Raw genomic sequence first — 13,638 nt, forward strand, 5'->3', positions numbered from 1 at the left:
AACGAATGTCGTCACCTGAACCCACTAGGAAACATTAGTCATGACCGGCAGCCGCTACTAGGCAGCTGCCGCTGCAGTTTGTCAGAACGTGGCGAAAGCCGCTTCGGCTGCATCAAGCGTCGCCTCGATATCTTCATCACTGTGCGCGTTCGACATGAAGCCAGCCTCATAGTTGGAGGGCGCCATATATACACCATGATCAAGCATGGCGCGGAAAAAACGCCGAAATGCGTCAAGGTCGCAGCTTGTTGCCGCCGCAAAGTTACTGACTCTGTCAGCGTCGGTGAAGAACACCCCAAACATGCCGCCGGCACGTTGCGTGATAAGTGCCACCCCCGCTTTTTGCGCACGCGCTTCCAACCCGTCACAGAGTGTATTGACCCGACGGCTCAGCTCATCGTGGAAACCTGGCTGGCGGATCTTTTGCAGCAGGGTAATACCAGCCGCCATCGCAAGAGGGTTACCGGACAGCGTACCGGCTTGGTAGACCGGTCCAAGCGGTGAGATATTTTCCATGATATGGCGCTTGCCACCGAAAGCACCTACCGGCATACCGCCGCCGACGATCTTACCTAGGCAGGTCAGATCGGGAACGATGCCGTAGTGCGCCTGAGCTCCGCCCAGGGCAACACGAAAACCGGTCATGACCTCATCGAAGATCAGTACCGCCCCGTGGGCATCACATTGTTCGCGTAGCGTTTCAAGAAAGCCGGGCTCTGGCGGGATGCAGTTCATATTGCCGGCTACCGGCTCGACGATGATGCACGCGATCTGATCGCCGATGCGCTCAAAACACTCACGCACCTCGTCAATATCGTTGTAAGACAGCGTCACGGTGTGTTCGGCCAGCGCCGCCGGCACTCCCGGCGAGCTTGGCTCACCATGTGTCAGCGCGCCTGAACCAGCCTTGACCAGTAGCGAATCGGCGTGACCGTGATAACAACCTTCAAACTTGACGATCTTGTCACGCCCGGTGTAGCCGCGCGCCAGGCGGATCGCCGACATGGTCGCCTCGGTTCCGGAGTTGACCATGCGCACCATATCCATCGAAGGCATCATCTCGCAGATCAGATCAGCCATATCGGTTTCGATTGCCGTGGGCGTACCGAAGGACAGGCCATTGTCGAGACGTGCGCGAACAGCCGCTAACACATCGGGATCAGCGTGACCGGTAATCATCGGCCCCCACGAGCCAACGTAGTCAATGTAGCGCTTGCCCTCGACATCGAACAGATAGGCACCTTGTGCCCGCTCGATGAAAACCGGTGCCATATCGAGCCCCTTGAAGGCTCGCACCGGCGAATTGACACCGCCAGGGATGTGGCGCTGCGCTCTGTTGAACAACTCAGAAGATGTGGTCATGTCAGCCTTCAAAACCAGATGTGGATAAAATATGTCAAAGCTTAGCCTATCAGGCCCGCCTTTAATGTTTCGACCGCAGATTTTGGATCGTCATGACCGAACACCGCGTGCACGACAGCAACAAGTTCAGCGCCTGCGGAAAAGGCCTGCGGCGCATTGCTTGCACTGATGCCGCCAATGGCGACGCGCGGTAACCCCAAATAACCTGCTTCACGCAACACTGAAAGTTCAGCCGGCGGTGCATGAGGCTTGGTCTTCGAGACAAAAAAACGCCCGAAAGCAAGATAGCTGGCACCTTCCCGCGCCGCCTGAACTGCCAAGTCGAGTCTGGCATGGCAGGTCGCGCCGATAATCGCATCAGGCCCGAGCCGCTCACGCGCCTGTGCGATCGAGCCGTCTTCGCGCCCCAGGTGTACCCCCACGTTTAGCTGCTCGGCCAGTACGACATCATCATTGATGATTAGTGGCGTACCGTAATCACGGCACAGTACAGCCAACGCACTCGCTTGGCGTCGACGCTTGACTGCATCATCGGATTTGTCTCGGTATTGCAGCAATGCCAGTCCGCCGGCAAGTGCCGCCTCGGCACGTGATAGTAATATATCGTCATCAGGTAAGAGAGCGGCATCCGTCAGCGCATAAATGCCTTGCTGCCAGTCACTATGTACAGGATCAATTACGTACACTGTCTCTCTCCACATGATAACGAGCGGGCAACGCTTGACCGTAGCCAAGACGATGCGCCCTCACAAGACTTTGCCAAGTAAAGTGCTGCGCACGCGTACAAGCCTCTTCCAATGTGTTGCCCTTGGCAAGCTCGACAGCGCAGGCCGAAGCGAGTGTGCATCCTGAACCGTGATAGCTGCCAGCCAAACGAGGCCAGCACCAAGCTCTTTCCTCACGATGCGTAAACAGGGTGTGGATAATCTCATCTGCGGGGGCCATACCGGGAACATCGGTACCTGTAGCAAGTACCGCAGCACATCCCATGTGGATAAGTTTCTTGGCACGTTGAGCCGAACGACCCTGATCAGGGGCCAAGCGTTCAAGTTCAGCAAGATTAGGCGTAAGCAGAGACGCATGAGGTAATAATTGACGTCGAAACGCCACGATTAGTGCTTCAGAGGAAAACTCATAGCCCCCTCCTGCCTTGAGTACCGGATCAATGATTACCGGTACGTCGGGAAGACGACTGCAAATCTCCGCAATAGCCTCCAATGCTTCGATGCTTGCTATCAGCCCGATCTTGATTGCTGCGACAGTAAAATCGCTAAGCAATGCCTCTGCAGCGGCAACAATATGCTCGCCAGGACAAGGCGTAACGACCTGAACGTCCAAAGTCGTCTGCACCGTAAGCGCCGTCGGAACCGTAAGTGCCCACCCTCCGAGGGCGTGGATGGCCTCGCTATCGGCAACAAACCCTGCCCCGCCGGTAGGGTCATGACCGGCAAAGACAAGAACAACCGGCAGGGATGACATGATCAGAAGGGCTTGACGAAGGAAAGAATTACTATGGCGACCAGAATGATCGTTGGCACTTCATTAAAGACGCGATAGTAAACATGGCTGCGCGTATTGGTGCCGTTGACGAAGCGTTTCATATGGGCCAGACAGATATGATGATAACCAATCAGCACTACCACCAGCGCCAGCTTGGTATAGATCCACCCTTGGGCCATATAGGCGGAAAAATTGAGTGCCAAAAGCCAAATGCCGAACACCAGTACCGCAATCATCGAAGGGGTCATGATGCCGCGATAAAGTTTGCGTTCCATGACCTCGAAACGCTTGGCACCGCGTTCATCCCCTTCCTTTAGCGCGTAAGTGTGATAGACGAACAGCCTCGGCAGATAAAACAGCGCTGCAAACCAACAGATGATCGCGATGATATGCAGCGACAGAATCCACGGGTACATAATTACTCCTTGATATACAAACGCTTCACGGATGATAGTTATATGCTGTTAGCTTTCATTGACCAGAAGCTAACGTCTATAGCGGTAATAGTTTTCAATCGCCTCACGCGAAATGATACCCGAAATCTTGCGGATCATCGGGGCAGTAGTGTGCTCGACATAAAGAGCATCCGTTCCGTATTCGTTTAACTGATCATAAGCTTCCGAGAGCGTGGCCTGAAGATTTATCGGTGCCAGATCAAGGCGTTTACCTGGAATATCGAGCAAATCGATGGATTCCATATTTTGATAGTGTTCATCAAGAAGCAACCGGGCCAAATCGGCTGCGACTAGCGCAACCGGTTCCTGACCCTCATTGCGGCTAATTATCAGCCAGACAGGATTGGCATCGAGCAACTTTTGCGCCTGAGCGCGCGAGACTTCGGCCTGGGTACGGACGATGGCACGCTCCATCACTGCAGGCACAGCTATACGTGACAGCGCCTGCATCAATGGCTGCTGCAACGGATGCATTCCCTGCTGGGCGAGTGTCGAAATAAAAAATCCTTGGCAATGCCAGAGTTGTCGGCTCGTCAGACCTGCTATCACTACTGCCAACATACCGTAAAGAATGATATTGGGATTATGGGTCAACTCGATCAATGCCATGATTGCTGCCAAGGGTGCCTGCAAAACGGCCCCCATCATTGCCGCCATACCCAGCATGGCATAGAGATTAGGATCCGCGCCCAGCGCTGGTAACAATGCCACGCCAGCGATGCCACAAAGCGCACCAGCAGACGCACCCGCCACTAGAATCGGCCCAATAATGCCGACCGGCACGCCACACGCCAAGGTCAGCGCCGTGAGTATGAGCTTGGCCAGCGCCACGGCAAACAGCATATCGAGGGCAGGATGGCCATTAAGGGTCACCTCTACGCTGTCATAGCCAATTCCCTGTACTTCGGGGTACCACCAAGCCACCATACCGGTCAGCGCACCAATACCGGCTAACCTGAGCCACCACGGATATCGATCAAGTTGCTTCGCCAGCCCCGCCAAACGGATGAAGCCTCCTGCCAGCATGCCAATCACAAGAGCCGTCACGGTAATCCATGGAATATCAACGAGCCGGCCAATAATTTGGGGCGGGACAGCAAAAGCCGGCTCAGTACCATAAAACAGTTGGGACACCATAGCCCCCATGGTCGAGGCCAGAATCACCGGCATGAACCCCGTCAGGGTATATTCCATCATCACCACTTCCATGGCGAAAATGACTCCGGCGATGGGCGTATTGAAGGAGGCCGAGATACCTGCCGCCGTACCGCAGGCAACCAGCACCCTCAAGCTGTTATGAGGCAATCGCAGCTGTTCACCAATCCAACTCGAAGCTCCCGCTCCAAGATGAATTGCCGGGCCTTCGCGGCCAGCAGAAAGTCCACCGAGCACTGATATAACCCCCACCCACCACTGGTTGAGCCAGTTGGCCAGTGGCAGTTGCCCCTGATGATTGGTCAGGCGTTCGATAACATGACCAATACCCAGCTTCTGAGCACGCTGTGGCTGCAGGACATAAAGTCCTATGCCAATAATCATCACTGCAATCAACGGCATGGTGGCACGCCAATACGTGGGCATGGATTCAAATGCTTCAGAATACCCGCCAGGCATGAACAGCCATGCGCCAAAACTAATCAATTGTCGAAACAGCACCATCAATATGCCGGTCAGAAGCCCGGAAAGGACACCAAGAAGACAAAGCTGTGGCAAGGCATCGACGCTAGCAAGCTGACGGCGAAAGTTATCGAGATTGAAAAGCGAAGCACTCAGACGGCGGCGCGGCAAGGCGGACTCCTGGAGCACAAGGTCAACAGCGTTAAATATAATAGTATAAGCGGGTAAGCACTGATCACGTCCAACAACCTGCTACCCTACAGCAATAGTTTCCTTGCTAATGCGGCATCAAGCGCATTGCTCAATCCACTGATAGCCGGTAACGATTACTGCAATTCAGAAAAAAGTGCTTTATTTGACCGAAATAGTGGGGTTTGCCGATAATGGTCGGTACTTCAACCAAACATCTTTACAATATCTTCTATAGGAGGCTGCGATGAGCGGGGCTGAAACGTTCGTCCCGACACCGCTCATCTTCACCGATGCTGCTGCGAACCGCGTTCGCCAGCTAAGCGTTGAAGAGAACAACCCAGCACTTAAACTGCGCGTTTATGTGACCGGTGGCGGATGTTCGGGCTTCCAGTATGGTTTCGACATTGCCGAAACCATCAATGACGATGACACCATTATTGAGAATGGCGATGTGTCTCTGGTTGTTGATCCATTGAGCTATCAATATCTTGTCGGCTCAACGGTTGATTTCGAAACAGGACTGATGGGAGCACGTTTCTTGATACACAATCCAAATGCCACCACTACTTGCGGCTGTGGTGCGTCGTTCACTGTTTGATCAGTTCAATCTGAATAACCGCTTTTACGCCCCGCCTTCTTGTGGGGCGTTTTCATGTCTATACCTATCTTTCCTGATGCTTCCATGCGCATCTGTACCCGTTGGTGATGACAATTAGCCGACGTATTGGGTGTAAAACCGTCTCAGGCGCATAAAAAATATTTTTTGTGCCTGTGGATAAATTTTTCCTGCTGCCCCTCTTTTTAACGCCATAACCCGCGCTATCTCCCGCCTGCCTTCTTTTATTACAAACGTGCACGACTACGGTAACAACTGAGGTATGCATTTCTTAACAAGCTATGGAAAAATACGCTAGTGGATAAATGCGCATTTCATCCACAGCCTGTCCTCTCTTACTACGCAGGCTATGCAAGCTATTTATACATAATTGTGAACAGCCCAACATAATGTTAATAAACAACTAATTTTTCTTTTCCACAGTTTTCAGTCTCCCTAATAATCACTACAACAACAAAACTTCTTTTAAATAAAACTATTTCTTTATTTATTAGTAGTTAAAAAAGAGTTGTGGAAAACCACTGACGGTTACCCACAGGCACGTTATAATGCCGGCCTTTCTATTCCTCTTTATCCCCAACACCGTCGTGTTTCCGAGGTACAACGTGGATTATCCAAGCCGCTTTGACGTTATCGTCATCGGCGGTGGTCATGCAGGAACCGAAGCCGCACTTGCCGCCGCCCGCATGGGTTGTCAGACCCTTCTTCTGACACATAACATCGAAACACTTGGTCAAATGTCGTGTAATCCCGCAATTGGCGGCATTGGCAAGAGTCATCTGGTTAAAGAAATCGATGCACTTGGTGGCGCAATGGCGCTGGCAACTGATCATGGTGGCATTCAGTTTCGTGTTCTGAATGCCCGTAAGGGGCCAGCAGTACGCGCCACTCGTGCTCAAGCCGATCGTGTGCGTTACAAGGCTGCAATACGTGGGATGCTGGAGAACCAGCCTAATCTGACGCTTTTCCAGCAGGCAGCAGATGATCTCATCGTTGAAGGCGATACCGTACGCGGCGTTGTTACCCAGGGTGGGATAAGGTTTAAAAGCGAAACCGTTGTGCTATGCACGGGCACTTTTCTAGGTGGTGTAATTCATATTGGCCTTGAGAAACACATTGGTGGGCGTGCAGGCGATCCTCCTTCGAATGCCTTGGCAGCACGATTGCGAGAACTGCCCTTCAACGTGGCAAGGTTGAAAACAGGCACACCGCCTCGCATCGATGCCAAATCAGTTGATTTCTCGGTCATGGATGAACAGGCTGGTGATACACCGCAGCCAGTGATGTCTTACCTGGGCAATCAAGCGATGCATCCCGCTCAGGTAAGCTGTTTCATTACCCATACCAATGAGCGAACTCACGATATTATTCGTGCCAATCTTGATCGTTCACCGATGTATACCGGGGTCATCGAGGGTATCGGTCCACGTTATTGCCCCTCGATTGAAGACAAGATCCATCGTTTTGCCGATAAGCAGAGTCATCAGGTCTTTATCGAACCGGAAGGGCTTGATACCCATGAGCTCTATCCCAACGGTATTTCGACATCGCTGCCGTTCGATGTGCAGCTTGAAGTGGTTCGTTCGATCGGTGGCCTTGAAAATGCTCATATCACACGGCCAGGCTATGCGATCGAATATGATTTCTTTGATCCACGTGACTTGAAGCATTCGTTGGAAACAAAATTTGTCCACAACCTGTTTTTTGCCGGACAAATCAATGGGACTACCGGTTATGAAGAAGCTGCAGCACAGGGACTTTTAGCCGGTCTCAATGCCGCACGGCGTGCCAAGTCTCTCGATTCATGGTCACCGCGTCGAGATGAAGCCTACATTGGTGTGATGGTTGATGATTTGATTCGAATGGGAACGCAGGAACCTTATCGAATGTTCACCTCACGCGCTGAATACCGGCTCCTGCTGCGAGAGGACAATGCCGATCTGCGTCTGACCCAGACTGGACGGGATTTGGGCGTGGTCGATGATGTACGTTTCGCCGCCTTTGCCTCCAAGCGTGAGGCGATCGTCAAAGAAACTCAAAGGCTCGAAAGCATCTGGGTTCAGCCCAACAGTGCAGCAGCAAAGCAACTGACCGGTAAGACAGGACCCCTGACGCACGAATATCGCCTCATGGATCTGCTGCGTCGTCCTGAGCTGGAATATGCTGATATCGCCCCGCTTGCAGATGGGGCAACCGATGATGAAAGCATTAGTGAGCAAGTGCAGATTCAGGCCAAGTATCAGGGTTATATCGAACGCCAACAGGGTGAAATCGATAAGTTGCGCCGCCATGAGGCCACACGGCTTCCGGAATGGCTCGATTACGATCGTATCGACGGGCTGTCGAGTGAGATTCGTCAGAAGCTGAAAGCGGCCCGGCCTGAAACGTTGGCTGAAGCGGGACGTATTTCCGGTGTCACGCCGGCAGCAGTGTCATTGCTGCTGATTCATCTCAAAAAGCGTGACCGTGGTAACAAAGTACGCGTGGCGAATATATGACCCCTGCGTGTGAACGTTTGCTCGATGAAGGCTGCGCAGCACAGGGCATCACGCTTGATGCCCTGGCTCGAACGCGGCTACTCGATTTTCTGGCACTGTTGCATAAGTGGAATCGCGCTTATAACCTCACCGCCGTGCGCGACCCGGAGACAATGGTTTCACGCCATCTGCTCGATAGCCTGTCGATAATGCCATGGGTTCACGGACCAAGGGTGCTTGATGTTGGCGCGGGCGCAGGCCTGCCCGGCTTGGTACTTGCGATCGTTATGCCCGAGCTTGACATCACGCTGCTAGACAGCAATGGCAAGAAAGTACGTTTTCAGCGCCAAGCCACGTTTGAGCTTGGATTAAAGAACGTTACCCCTTTCCAGGCACGTGTTGAGGCCTTTGAAGACCCTCAAGGATTCGATCAGATCCTTAGCCGGGCATTTTCATCTCTTGATACCTTCGTTTCGACTAGTCGTGCACTGATCAAGCCCCAAGGTGAATGGTTGGCGATGAAAGGACGGCTTGAAGGTGCTGATGTTGCCATGCCTCAGCAAGCACATCTCGTTGATACTATCGTGCTTAACGTACCAAATGAGCCCGGCCAGCGTCATCTTTTACGCCTCGTCGCCGAGCACTGACTTGTCATTTTTCTGACCGTCCACAACAAGGAAGGATACCTTTCGTGACCCGGATCATCGCGCTGACCAACCAGAAAGGTGGCGTGGGCAAAACCACAACAGCCGTTAACCTGGCCGCGTCTCTGAGTTCGCTCAAAAAGCGTGTGCTCCTCGTCGATCTCGACCCACAAGGCCATGCCACCATGGGCAGTGGCGTCGATAAGTATGACTTATCGAAGGGGGGAGCACTCGAGGTTCTACTTGGCGATAAACGTGCCGATGAAGTAATCATCAAATGTGGGGAAGCCGGCTATTCGTTGTTGCCGGGCAATGGTGATCTCACCGCTGCTGAAGTCGACTTGCTCTCACATGAAAATCGCGAACGCTGTCTCGATGATGCAATCAGCGGAGTGGCCAACGATTACGATGTCGTTTTGATCGACTGTCCACCCTCGCTTAATATGCTCACGGTTAATGCCTTGGCTGCGTCGCATGGCGTTCTGATCCCGCTGCAGTGCGAGTTTTACGCACTTGAAGGATTGTCCGCGCTGCTCGATACCGTTGAACAGATTCGCGACAGTATCAATCCTTCCCTTGAAGTCTATGGGATCGTGCGCACCATGTTCGATAACCGCAACAGTTTGACGCGTGATGTTAGTAAGCAGCTATCGGACTATTTCGGTGATGTGCTGCTGAAGACCGCTATCCCTCGCAATGTACGAGTAGCCGAGGCGCCAAGCCATGGCCTGCCCGTGACCAAATATGCCAAGCTATCCCGGGGTAGTCATGCCTATCGGGTTCTGGCCAAGGAATTGGTACGTCGCCTGTCGCTGTAAAGCGTAAGGGACTGTCTTTTAACAGTAGCCGATCGGTTTCATCATGCCGCAATCGATCGAAGGGTTTGGTTGAGGAAACGTCATGACGCGTAAACGTGCATTAGGACGAGGTTTGGATGCCTTGATCGGCGCAGGCGCCAAGCAGCGCACGGTTGCACCGGTAGCGATTGAAGATAAGGCCACCTCTACTCGTGATTCCAGCGCCGATGTCAGTATTCCTGACGCGCCTGGCTTTGGAGGTGAAGTGCTGATGCGATTACCGCTCGGCCAGATGACACGTGGCAAGTACCAGCCACGGCGTGACATCCAGCCGGAACGGCTTGAAGAACTCGCCGCTTCGATCCGCGCGCGTGGCGTAATGCAGCCCATTGTGGTTCGTCCTATCGTCTCCTCAGGTAACAAGCCACGCTATGAAATCATTGCCGGTGAGAGGCGCTGGCGTGCCGCGCAGCTAGCCGATCTTGACGTCATCCCTGCGGTTGTACGTGAGCTCGATGACGAAACCGCGCTGGCAATGGCGCTAATCGAGAATATTCAACGTGAAAATCTCAATCCTATTGAGGAAACGCTAGCGCTCAAACGCCTGATGGACGAATTTGAACTAACTCAACAGCAGGTTGCTGATGCTGTTGGAAAGTCACGCGCCCAGATTGCCAATTTGTTGCGCCTGCTCGCACTTGAAGATGAAGTCCAGACGCTTCTGGAACGGGGCGATCTTGATGTGGGGCATGCCAGGGCTCTGCTGGCGCTGAAGGGCGTACGACAGCGGCACGCGGCACGCGATGTCGTGGCCAAGGATCTGACTGTACGTCAAACCGAAGCGCTAGTGAAACGGCTGACGCAGGGAGAGACAAAGGGGGGAGAAGTATCTCCTCCTGCTGATGTGGGGCGCCTCGAAATGCAACTGGCGGAACTTTTAGGTGCACAGGTCAAGATTGATCATGGCAAAGCAGGAAAGGGCCGTTTGACGATCCGTTACACAAGTCTCGACGAGCTTGACGGCATTCTTGCCCATATTCGTTAGCCATGCAGGTTATCAGGCTTAATTGTTGTTTAAGAAAGCAAGGCGTGATCGTGACAAAATGCCGCACTTTACTGCATGTTAGTCACGCTTTGGTCGCAAACCGGTGAAAATACTTAAAGTTTAGCGCATCCGCGCATTGATGCTTCAATGCTGCTCTCTTATAATCCGCCGGGCTTCCCCGCTGTGGGGTAGTGGCAAACCATAGGCGCAACAATCCGCAATCCGATGCATTACTCGACACCGGCGGCGTTGAAGCGCCCTCATGTTTATCGCTTGCTTATAGTTCAATTGGCTGTAGCACTGGTATTGACAGTCATTAGCGCCTTAACTCAAGGCTATGGAGCGGCACAGTCAGCTTTATTGGGCGGACTGGTTTGTCTGCTACCGAATCTTTATTTCGCATGGCGTGCCTTTCGTGTTCAGGGTGCGCGTATGGCTCGACAGATCATTACTGGTTTCTACAAGGCAGAAGCCGGAAAGTTCGGTTTGACGGTGGCGTTGTTTACGATCGTTTTCATCACAGCGCCGCCTTCAAACCCAGCTTTCTTTTTTGGCGCTTACGTGGCGGTTCAACTGGTGCATTGGCTTGGACCATGGCTAGTGCTCAAACGATCGTCCACCTAGATCCGAGGCAGCATAATGGCAGGCACTACTCAAACAACCAGCGAGTATATTCAGCACCATCTTCAGAATCTGACCTTTGGTCTACATCCTGAAAATGGCCTATCGTTCGCACATAATGCACAAGAAGCCAGCGACATGGGTTTCTGGGCAATTAATGTTGATACACTGGGCTGGTCCATCGCGATGGGCGTACTGTTTTTGTGGCTTTTCCGCAAAGCCGCCCGAGCAGCCACTACGGGAGTTCCTTCTGGCCTTCAGAACATGGTCGAAATGCTTGTTGAGTTCGTAGACAACTCAGTTAAAGAATCGTTCCATGGTAAGAATCGGCTGATTGCGCCTCTATCTTTAACTATTTTCGTCTGGATATTTCTTCTCAACCTGCTCGATTTGGTGCCGGTTGATTGGCTCCCGCAGCTTGCGCAGGAAATTGGCGTATCGTTTTTTGGAGCAGATCCTCATCACGTGTTTTTCCGTGTTGTACCTACCACGGATATCAACGCGACACTTGGACTGGCGCTGTCGGTGTTCGCTCTGGTGATTTTCTACTCGATCAAGATAAAGGGTTTTTCCGGTTTCATCGCCGAGCTCACCCTGCATCCGTTCTCGAGTTCCAACAAGTTTGCGCAGGTATTGCTGATTCCGATCAATTTCCTGCTTGAAGCAGTGACGTTACTGGCCAAGCCAGTTTCACTGGCATTGCGTCTGTTCGGTAACCTCTATGCGGGCGAATTGATCTTTATACTAATCGCGTTGCTTGGCCTGTGGCAGCTGCCGCTGCATTTTGCCTGGGCAACATTCCACATCCTCATCATCGTGTTACAGGCCTTTATTTTCATGATGCTGACGATTGTGTATCTGAGCCAGGCTAGCGAAGAGCAGCATTGAGTCTCAGCGCTGGCACCCCTTGACTAACCCTTAACCATAACTTGATTGACTGAAACTGGGAGTACACCATGGAAGCACAAATTCTGGGTATGACTGCAATCGCCGTTTCCCTGCTGATCGGCCTGGGTGCCTTGGGCACCGCTATTGGCTTCGGCATTCTCGGCGGCAAGTTCCTCGAAGGCGCTGCACGTCAACCGGAAATGATTCCGCAACTGCAGGTCAAAATGTTCATCGTGGCCGGTCTGCTCGACGCTGTCACCATGATCGGTGTTGGTATCGCGCTGTTCTTCACCTTCGCCAACCCGTTTGTTGGTTAAAGCATCACCGTGGCCGTATGGCCACCGGTATGCAACTAACCACGAACTTGTTAAGCGAGAGGTGCTGGCGTGAATCTGAACCTAACTTTGATCGGTCAGTCCATCGCCTTTGCAGTCTTCGTATGGTTTTGCATGAAGTACGTGTGGCCACCGGTCACTCAGGCATTGCAGGAACGACAGAAGAAGATTGCCGATGGACTTGACGCTGCCAGCCGTGCTCAGCGTGAACTCGAACAGGCTAATGAAGAAGCCGAGAAGACGTTACGCGAAAGCCGGGATGAGGCAGCTAGAATTATCGAGCAGGCCCGGACGCGGTCAAATCATATGATCGAAGAAGCGCGTGACAATGCGCGAGCTGAAGGCGAGCGCATGATTGAGAATGCGCGTGCTGAAATCGATCAGGAAATAAATCGCGCGAAGGAAGAGCTGCGTGCCCAGGTTGCCTCGCTTGCCGTTATTGGCGCTGAGCGCATTCTGGAAACCTCTGTCGATGAGAAGACACATCGTGTGCTTCTCGACAAGCTCGCCGCTGAGCTTTGAGGAGGTAACACATGGCGGAAACGTCAACCTTTGCCCGACCTTACGCTAAGGCTGCGTTCGAGCTGGCGCGGGATGAGAAGGGTGGCTTCGATAGGTGGTCAGCAATGCTGACTACCTTGGCTCAGGTTATTGAACACGAGCGTATACAAACGTTGCTGCACGATCCGCGTTTGGCTGACGACAAAAAAGCCGAAATCGTGATCGAGGTGTGTGGCGACGCGCTTGATGAGCATGGCCGTAATTTTGTGCATGTATTGGGTGAACAGGATCGCTTGACCCTGCTACCTGAGGCAGCCGAGTTATTTGAGCATGAGCGCGCCGAGTTCGAGCGCCGCGTCGACGTCACGCTTATCTCCGCCTATGCGCTGGATGACGAGCAGCAGGGCAAGCTCGCCAGTGCGCTTAAAAAGCGCCTGAATCGCGAAATCTCTATTACCACTCAGGTGGACAAGTCGCTTCTTGGTGGCGTCATCATTCGTGCCGGGGATACCGTCATCGACGGATCCGTGCGTGGACGATTGGCCCAGCTGACCAGCGCCTTGAACGTCTGAGGTCGAGGGACATGGC

Annotated in this window: 15 protein-coding genes; 10 read left to right on the forward strand and 5 right to left on the reverse strand. The window is 52.9% G+C overall.

Annotation, left to right across the window (positions count from 1 at the left end; genetic code table 11):
* Positions 1 to 81: 81 nt before the first annotated feature.
* From hemL to C3Z11_RS04920, 5 genes are all read right to left on the reverse strand, one after another.
* Entirely contained in the window at positions 82 to 1,362 is a 1,281-nt protein-coding gene (hemL, locus tag C3Z11_RS04900; protein ID WP_106476795.1) for a glutamate-1-semialdehyde 2,1-aminomutase, read from the reverse strand.
* A 41-nt stretch (positions 1,363 to 1,403) separates the two neighbouring features.
* Positions 1,404 to 2,048 (reverse strand): thiamine phosphate synthase, encoded by a 645-nt coding sequence (thiE, locus tag C3Z11_RS04905; protein ID WP_262927239.1) that lies wholly within the window; start codon positions 2,046 to 2,048, stop codon positions 1,404 to 1,406.
* Positions 2,035 to 2,841 (reverse strand): bifunctional hydroxymethylpyrimidine kinase/phosphomethylpyrimidine kinase, encoded by an 807-nt coding sequence (gene thiD / locus C3Z11_RS04910; protein ID WP_106476797.1) that lies wholly within the window; start codon positions 2,839 to 2,841, stop codon positions 2,035 to 2,037. The genes thiE and thiD overlap by 14 nt, the downstream gene beginning before the upstream one ends.
* 2 nt (positions 2,842 to 2,843) lie before the next feature.
* Complete coding sequence (gene hemJ, locus C3Z11_RS04915) at positions 2,844 to 3,278, reverse strand: protoporphyrinogen oxidase HemJ (protein ID WP_262927240.1); 435 nt, start codon at positions 3,276 to 3,278, stop codon at positions 2,844 to 2,846.
* 69 nt (positions 3,279 to 3,347) lie between these two features.
* Positions 3,348 to 5,105 (reverse strand): chloride channel protein, encoded by a 1,758-nt coding sequence (locus C3Z11_RS04920; protein WP_106476799.1) that lies wholly within the window; start codon positions 5,103 to 5,105, stop codon positions 3,348 to 3,350.
* Between the two features lie 265 nt (positions 5,106 to 5,370).
* Here C3Z11_RS04920 and erpA point away from each other — a divergent pair, with 265 nt between their 5' ends.
* From erpA to C3Z11_RS04970, 10 genes are all read left to right on the forward strand, one after another.
* Positions 5,371 to 5,724, forward strand: a complete 354-nt coding sequence (erpA, locus tag C3Z11_RS04925) for an iron-sulfur cluster insertion protein ErpA (RefSeq protein ID WP_106476800.1) — start codon at positions 5,371 to 5,373, stop codon at positions 5,722 to 5,724.
* Positions 5,725 to 6,347: 623 nt separating this feature from the next.
* Complete coding sequence (mnmG, locus tag C3Z11_RS04930; protein WP_106476961.1) at positions 6,348 to 8,240, forward strand: tRNA uridine-5-carboxymethylaminomethyl(34) synthesis enzyme MnmG; 1,893 nt, start codon at positions 6,348 to 6,350, stop codon at positions 8,238 to 8,240.
* Positions 8,237 to 8,866 (forward strand): 16S rRNA (guanine(527)-N(7))-methyltransferase RsmG, encoded by a 630-nt coding sequence (gene rsmG / locus C3Z11_RS04935; RefSeq protein ID WP_106476801.1) that lies wholly within the window; start codon positions 8,237 to 8,239, stop codon positions 8,864 to 8,866. Before mnmG ends, rsmG begins: the two co-directional genes overlap by 4 nt.
* Before the next feature lie 44 nt (positions 8,867 to 8,910).
* Positions 8,911 to 9,681 (forward strand): ParA family protein, encoded by a 771-nt coding sequence (locus tag C3Z11_RS04940; RefSeq protein WP_106476802.1) that lies wholly within the window; start codon positions 8,911 to 8,913, stop codon positions 9,679 to 9,681.
* An 82-nt stretch (positions 9,682 to 9,763) separates the two neighbouring features.
* Positions 9,764 to 10,705, forward strand: coding sequence for a ParB/RepB/Spo0J family partition protein (locus C3Z11_RS04945; RefSeq protein WP_106476803.1), 942 nt, complete (start codon positions 9,764 to 9,766; stop codon positions 10,703 to 10,705).
* 225 nt (positions 10,706 to 10,930) lie between these two features.
* The gene (locus tag C3Z11_RS04950) at positions 10,931 to 11,329 is read left to right on the forward strand and encodes a F0F1 ATP synthase subunit I (protein WP_106476804.1); all 399 of its coding nucleotides are present in this window, start codon (positions 10,931 to 10,933) and stop codon (positions 11,327 to 11,329) included.
* Between the two features lie 15 nt (positions 11,330 to 11,344).
* Positions 11,345 to 12,214, forward strand: coding sequence for a F0F1 ATP synthase subunit A (gene atpB / locus C3Z11_RS04955; protein WP_106476805.1), 870 nt, complete (start codon positions 11,345 to 11,347; stop codon positions 12,212 to 12,214).
* 68 nt (positions 12,215 to 12,282) lie between these two features.
* Positions 12,283 to 12,531 (forward strand): F0F1 ATP synthase subunit C, encoded by a 249-nt coding sequence (atpE, locus tag C3Z11_RS04960; RefSeq protein WP_106476806.1) that lies wholly within the window; start codon positions 12,283 to 12,285, stop codon positions 12,529 to 12,531.
* A 69-nt stretch (positions 12,532 to 12,600) separates the two neighbouring features.
* Positions 12,601 to 13,071 (forward strand): F0F1 ATP synthase subunit B, encoded by a 471-nt coding sequence (locus C3Z11_RS04965; RefSeq protein ID WP_106476807.1) that lies wholly within the window; start codon positions 12,601 to 12,603, stop codon positions 13,069 to 13,071.
* 11 nt (positions 13,072 to 13,082) lie between these two features.
* Complete coding sequence (locus C3Z11_RS04970) at positions 13,083 to 13,622, forward strand: F0F1 ATP synthase subunit delta (RefSeq protein WP_106476808.1); 540 nt, start codon at positions 13,083 to 13,085, stop codon at positions 13,620 to 13,622.
* The last annotated feature ends 16 nt before the right edge of the window (positions 13,623 to 13,638 follow it).

The organism is Phytohalomonas tamaricis, assembly GCF_003012345.1.
GTDB classification, from domain to species: Bacteria; Pseudomonadota; Gammaproteobacteria; order Pseudomonadales; family Halomonadaceae; genus Phytohalomonas; species Phytohalomonas tamaricis.

Bases quoted from the DNA above. Each gene is read 5' to 3' on its own strand.
- erpA (WP_106476800.1), top strand. From the start codon at position 5,371: ATGAGCGGGGCTGAAACGTTCGTCCCGACACCGCTCATCTTCACCGAT.
- atpE (WP_106476806.1), top strand. From the start codon at position 12,283: ATGGAAGCACAAATTCTGGGTATGACTGCAATCGCCGTTTCCCTGCTG.
- atpB (WP_106476805.1), top strand. From the start codon at position 11,345: ATGGCAGGCACTACTCAAACAACCAGCGAGTATATTCAGCACCATCTT.
- hemJ (WP_262927240.1), bottom strand. From the start codon at position 3,278: ATGTACCCGTGGATTCTGTCGCTGCATATCATCGCGATCATCTGTTGG.
- C3Z11_RS04950 (WP_106476804.1), top strand. From the start codon at position 10,931: ATGCATTACTCGACACCGGCGGCGTTGAAGCGCCCTCATGTTTATCGC.
- rsmG (WP_106476801.1), top strand. From the start codon at position 8,237: ATGACCCCTGCGTGTGAACGTTTGCTCGATGAAGGCTGCGCAGCACAG.
- C3Z11_RS04945 (WP_106476803.1), top strand. From the start codon at position 9,764: ATGACGCGTAAACGTGCATTAGGACGAGGTTTGGATGCCTTGATCGGC.
- hemL (WP_106476795.1), bottom strand. From the start codon at position 1,362: ATGACCACATCTTCTGAGTTGTTCAACAGAGCGCAGCGCCACATCCCT.
- C3Z11_RS04970 (WP_106476808.1), top strand. From the start codon at position 13,083: ATGGCGGAAACGTCAACCTTTGCCCGACCTTACGCTAAGGCTGCGTTC.
- thiD (WP_106476797.1), bottom strand. From the start codon at position 2,841: ATGTCATCCCTGCCGGTTGTTCTTGTCTTTGCCGGTCATGACCCTACC.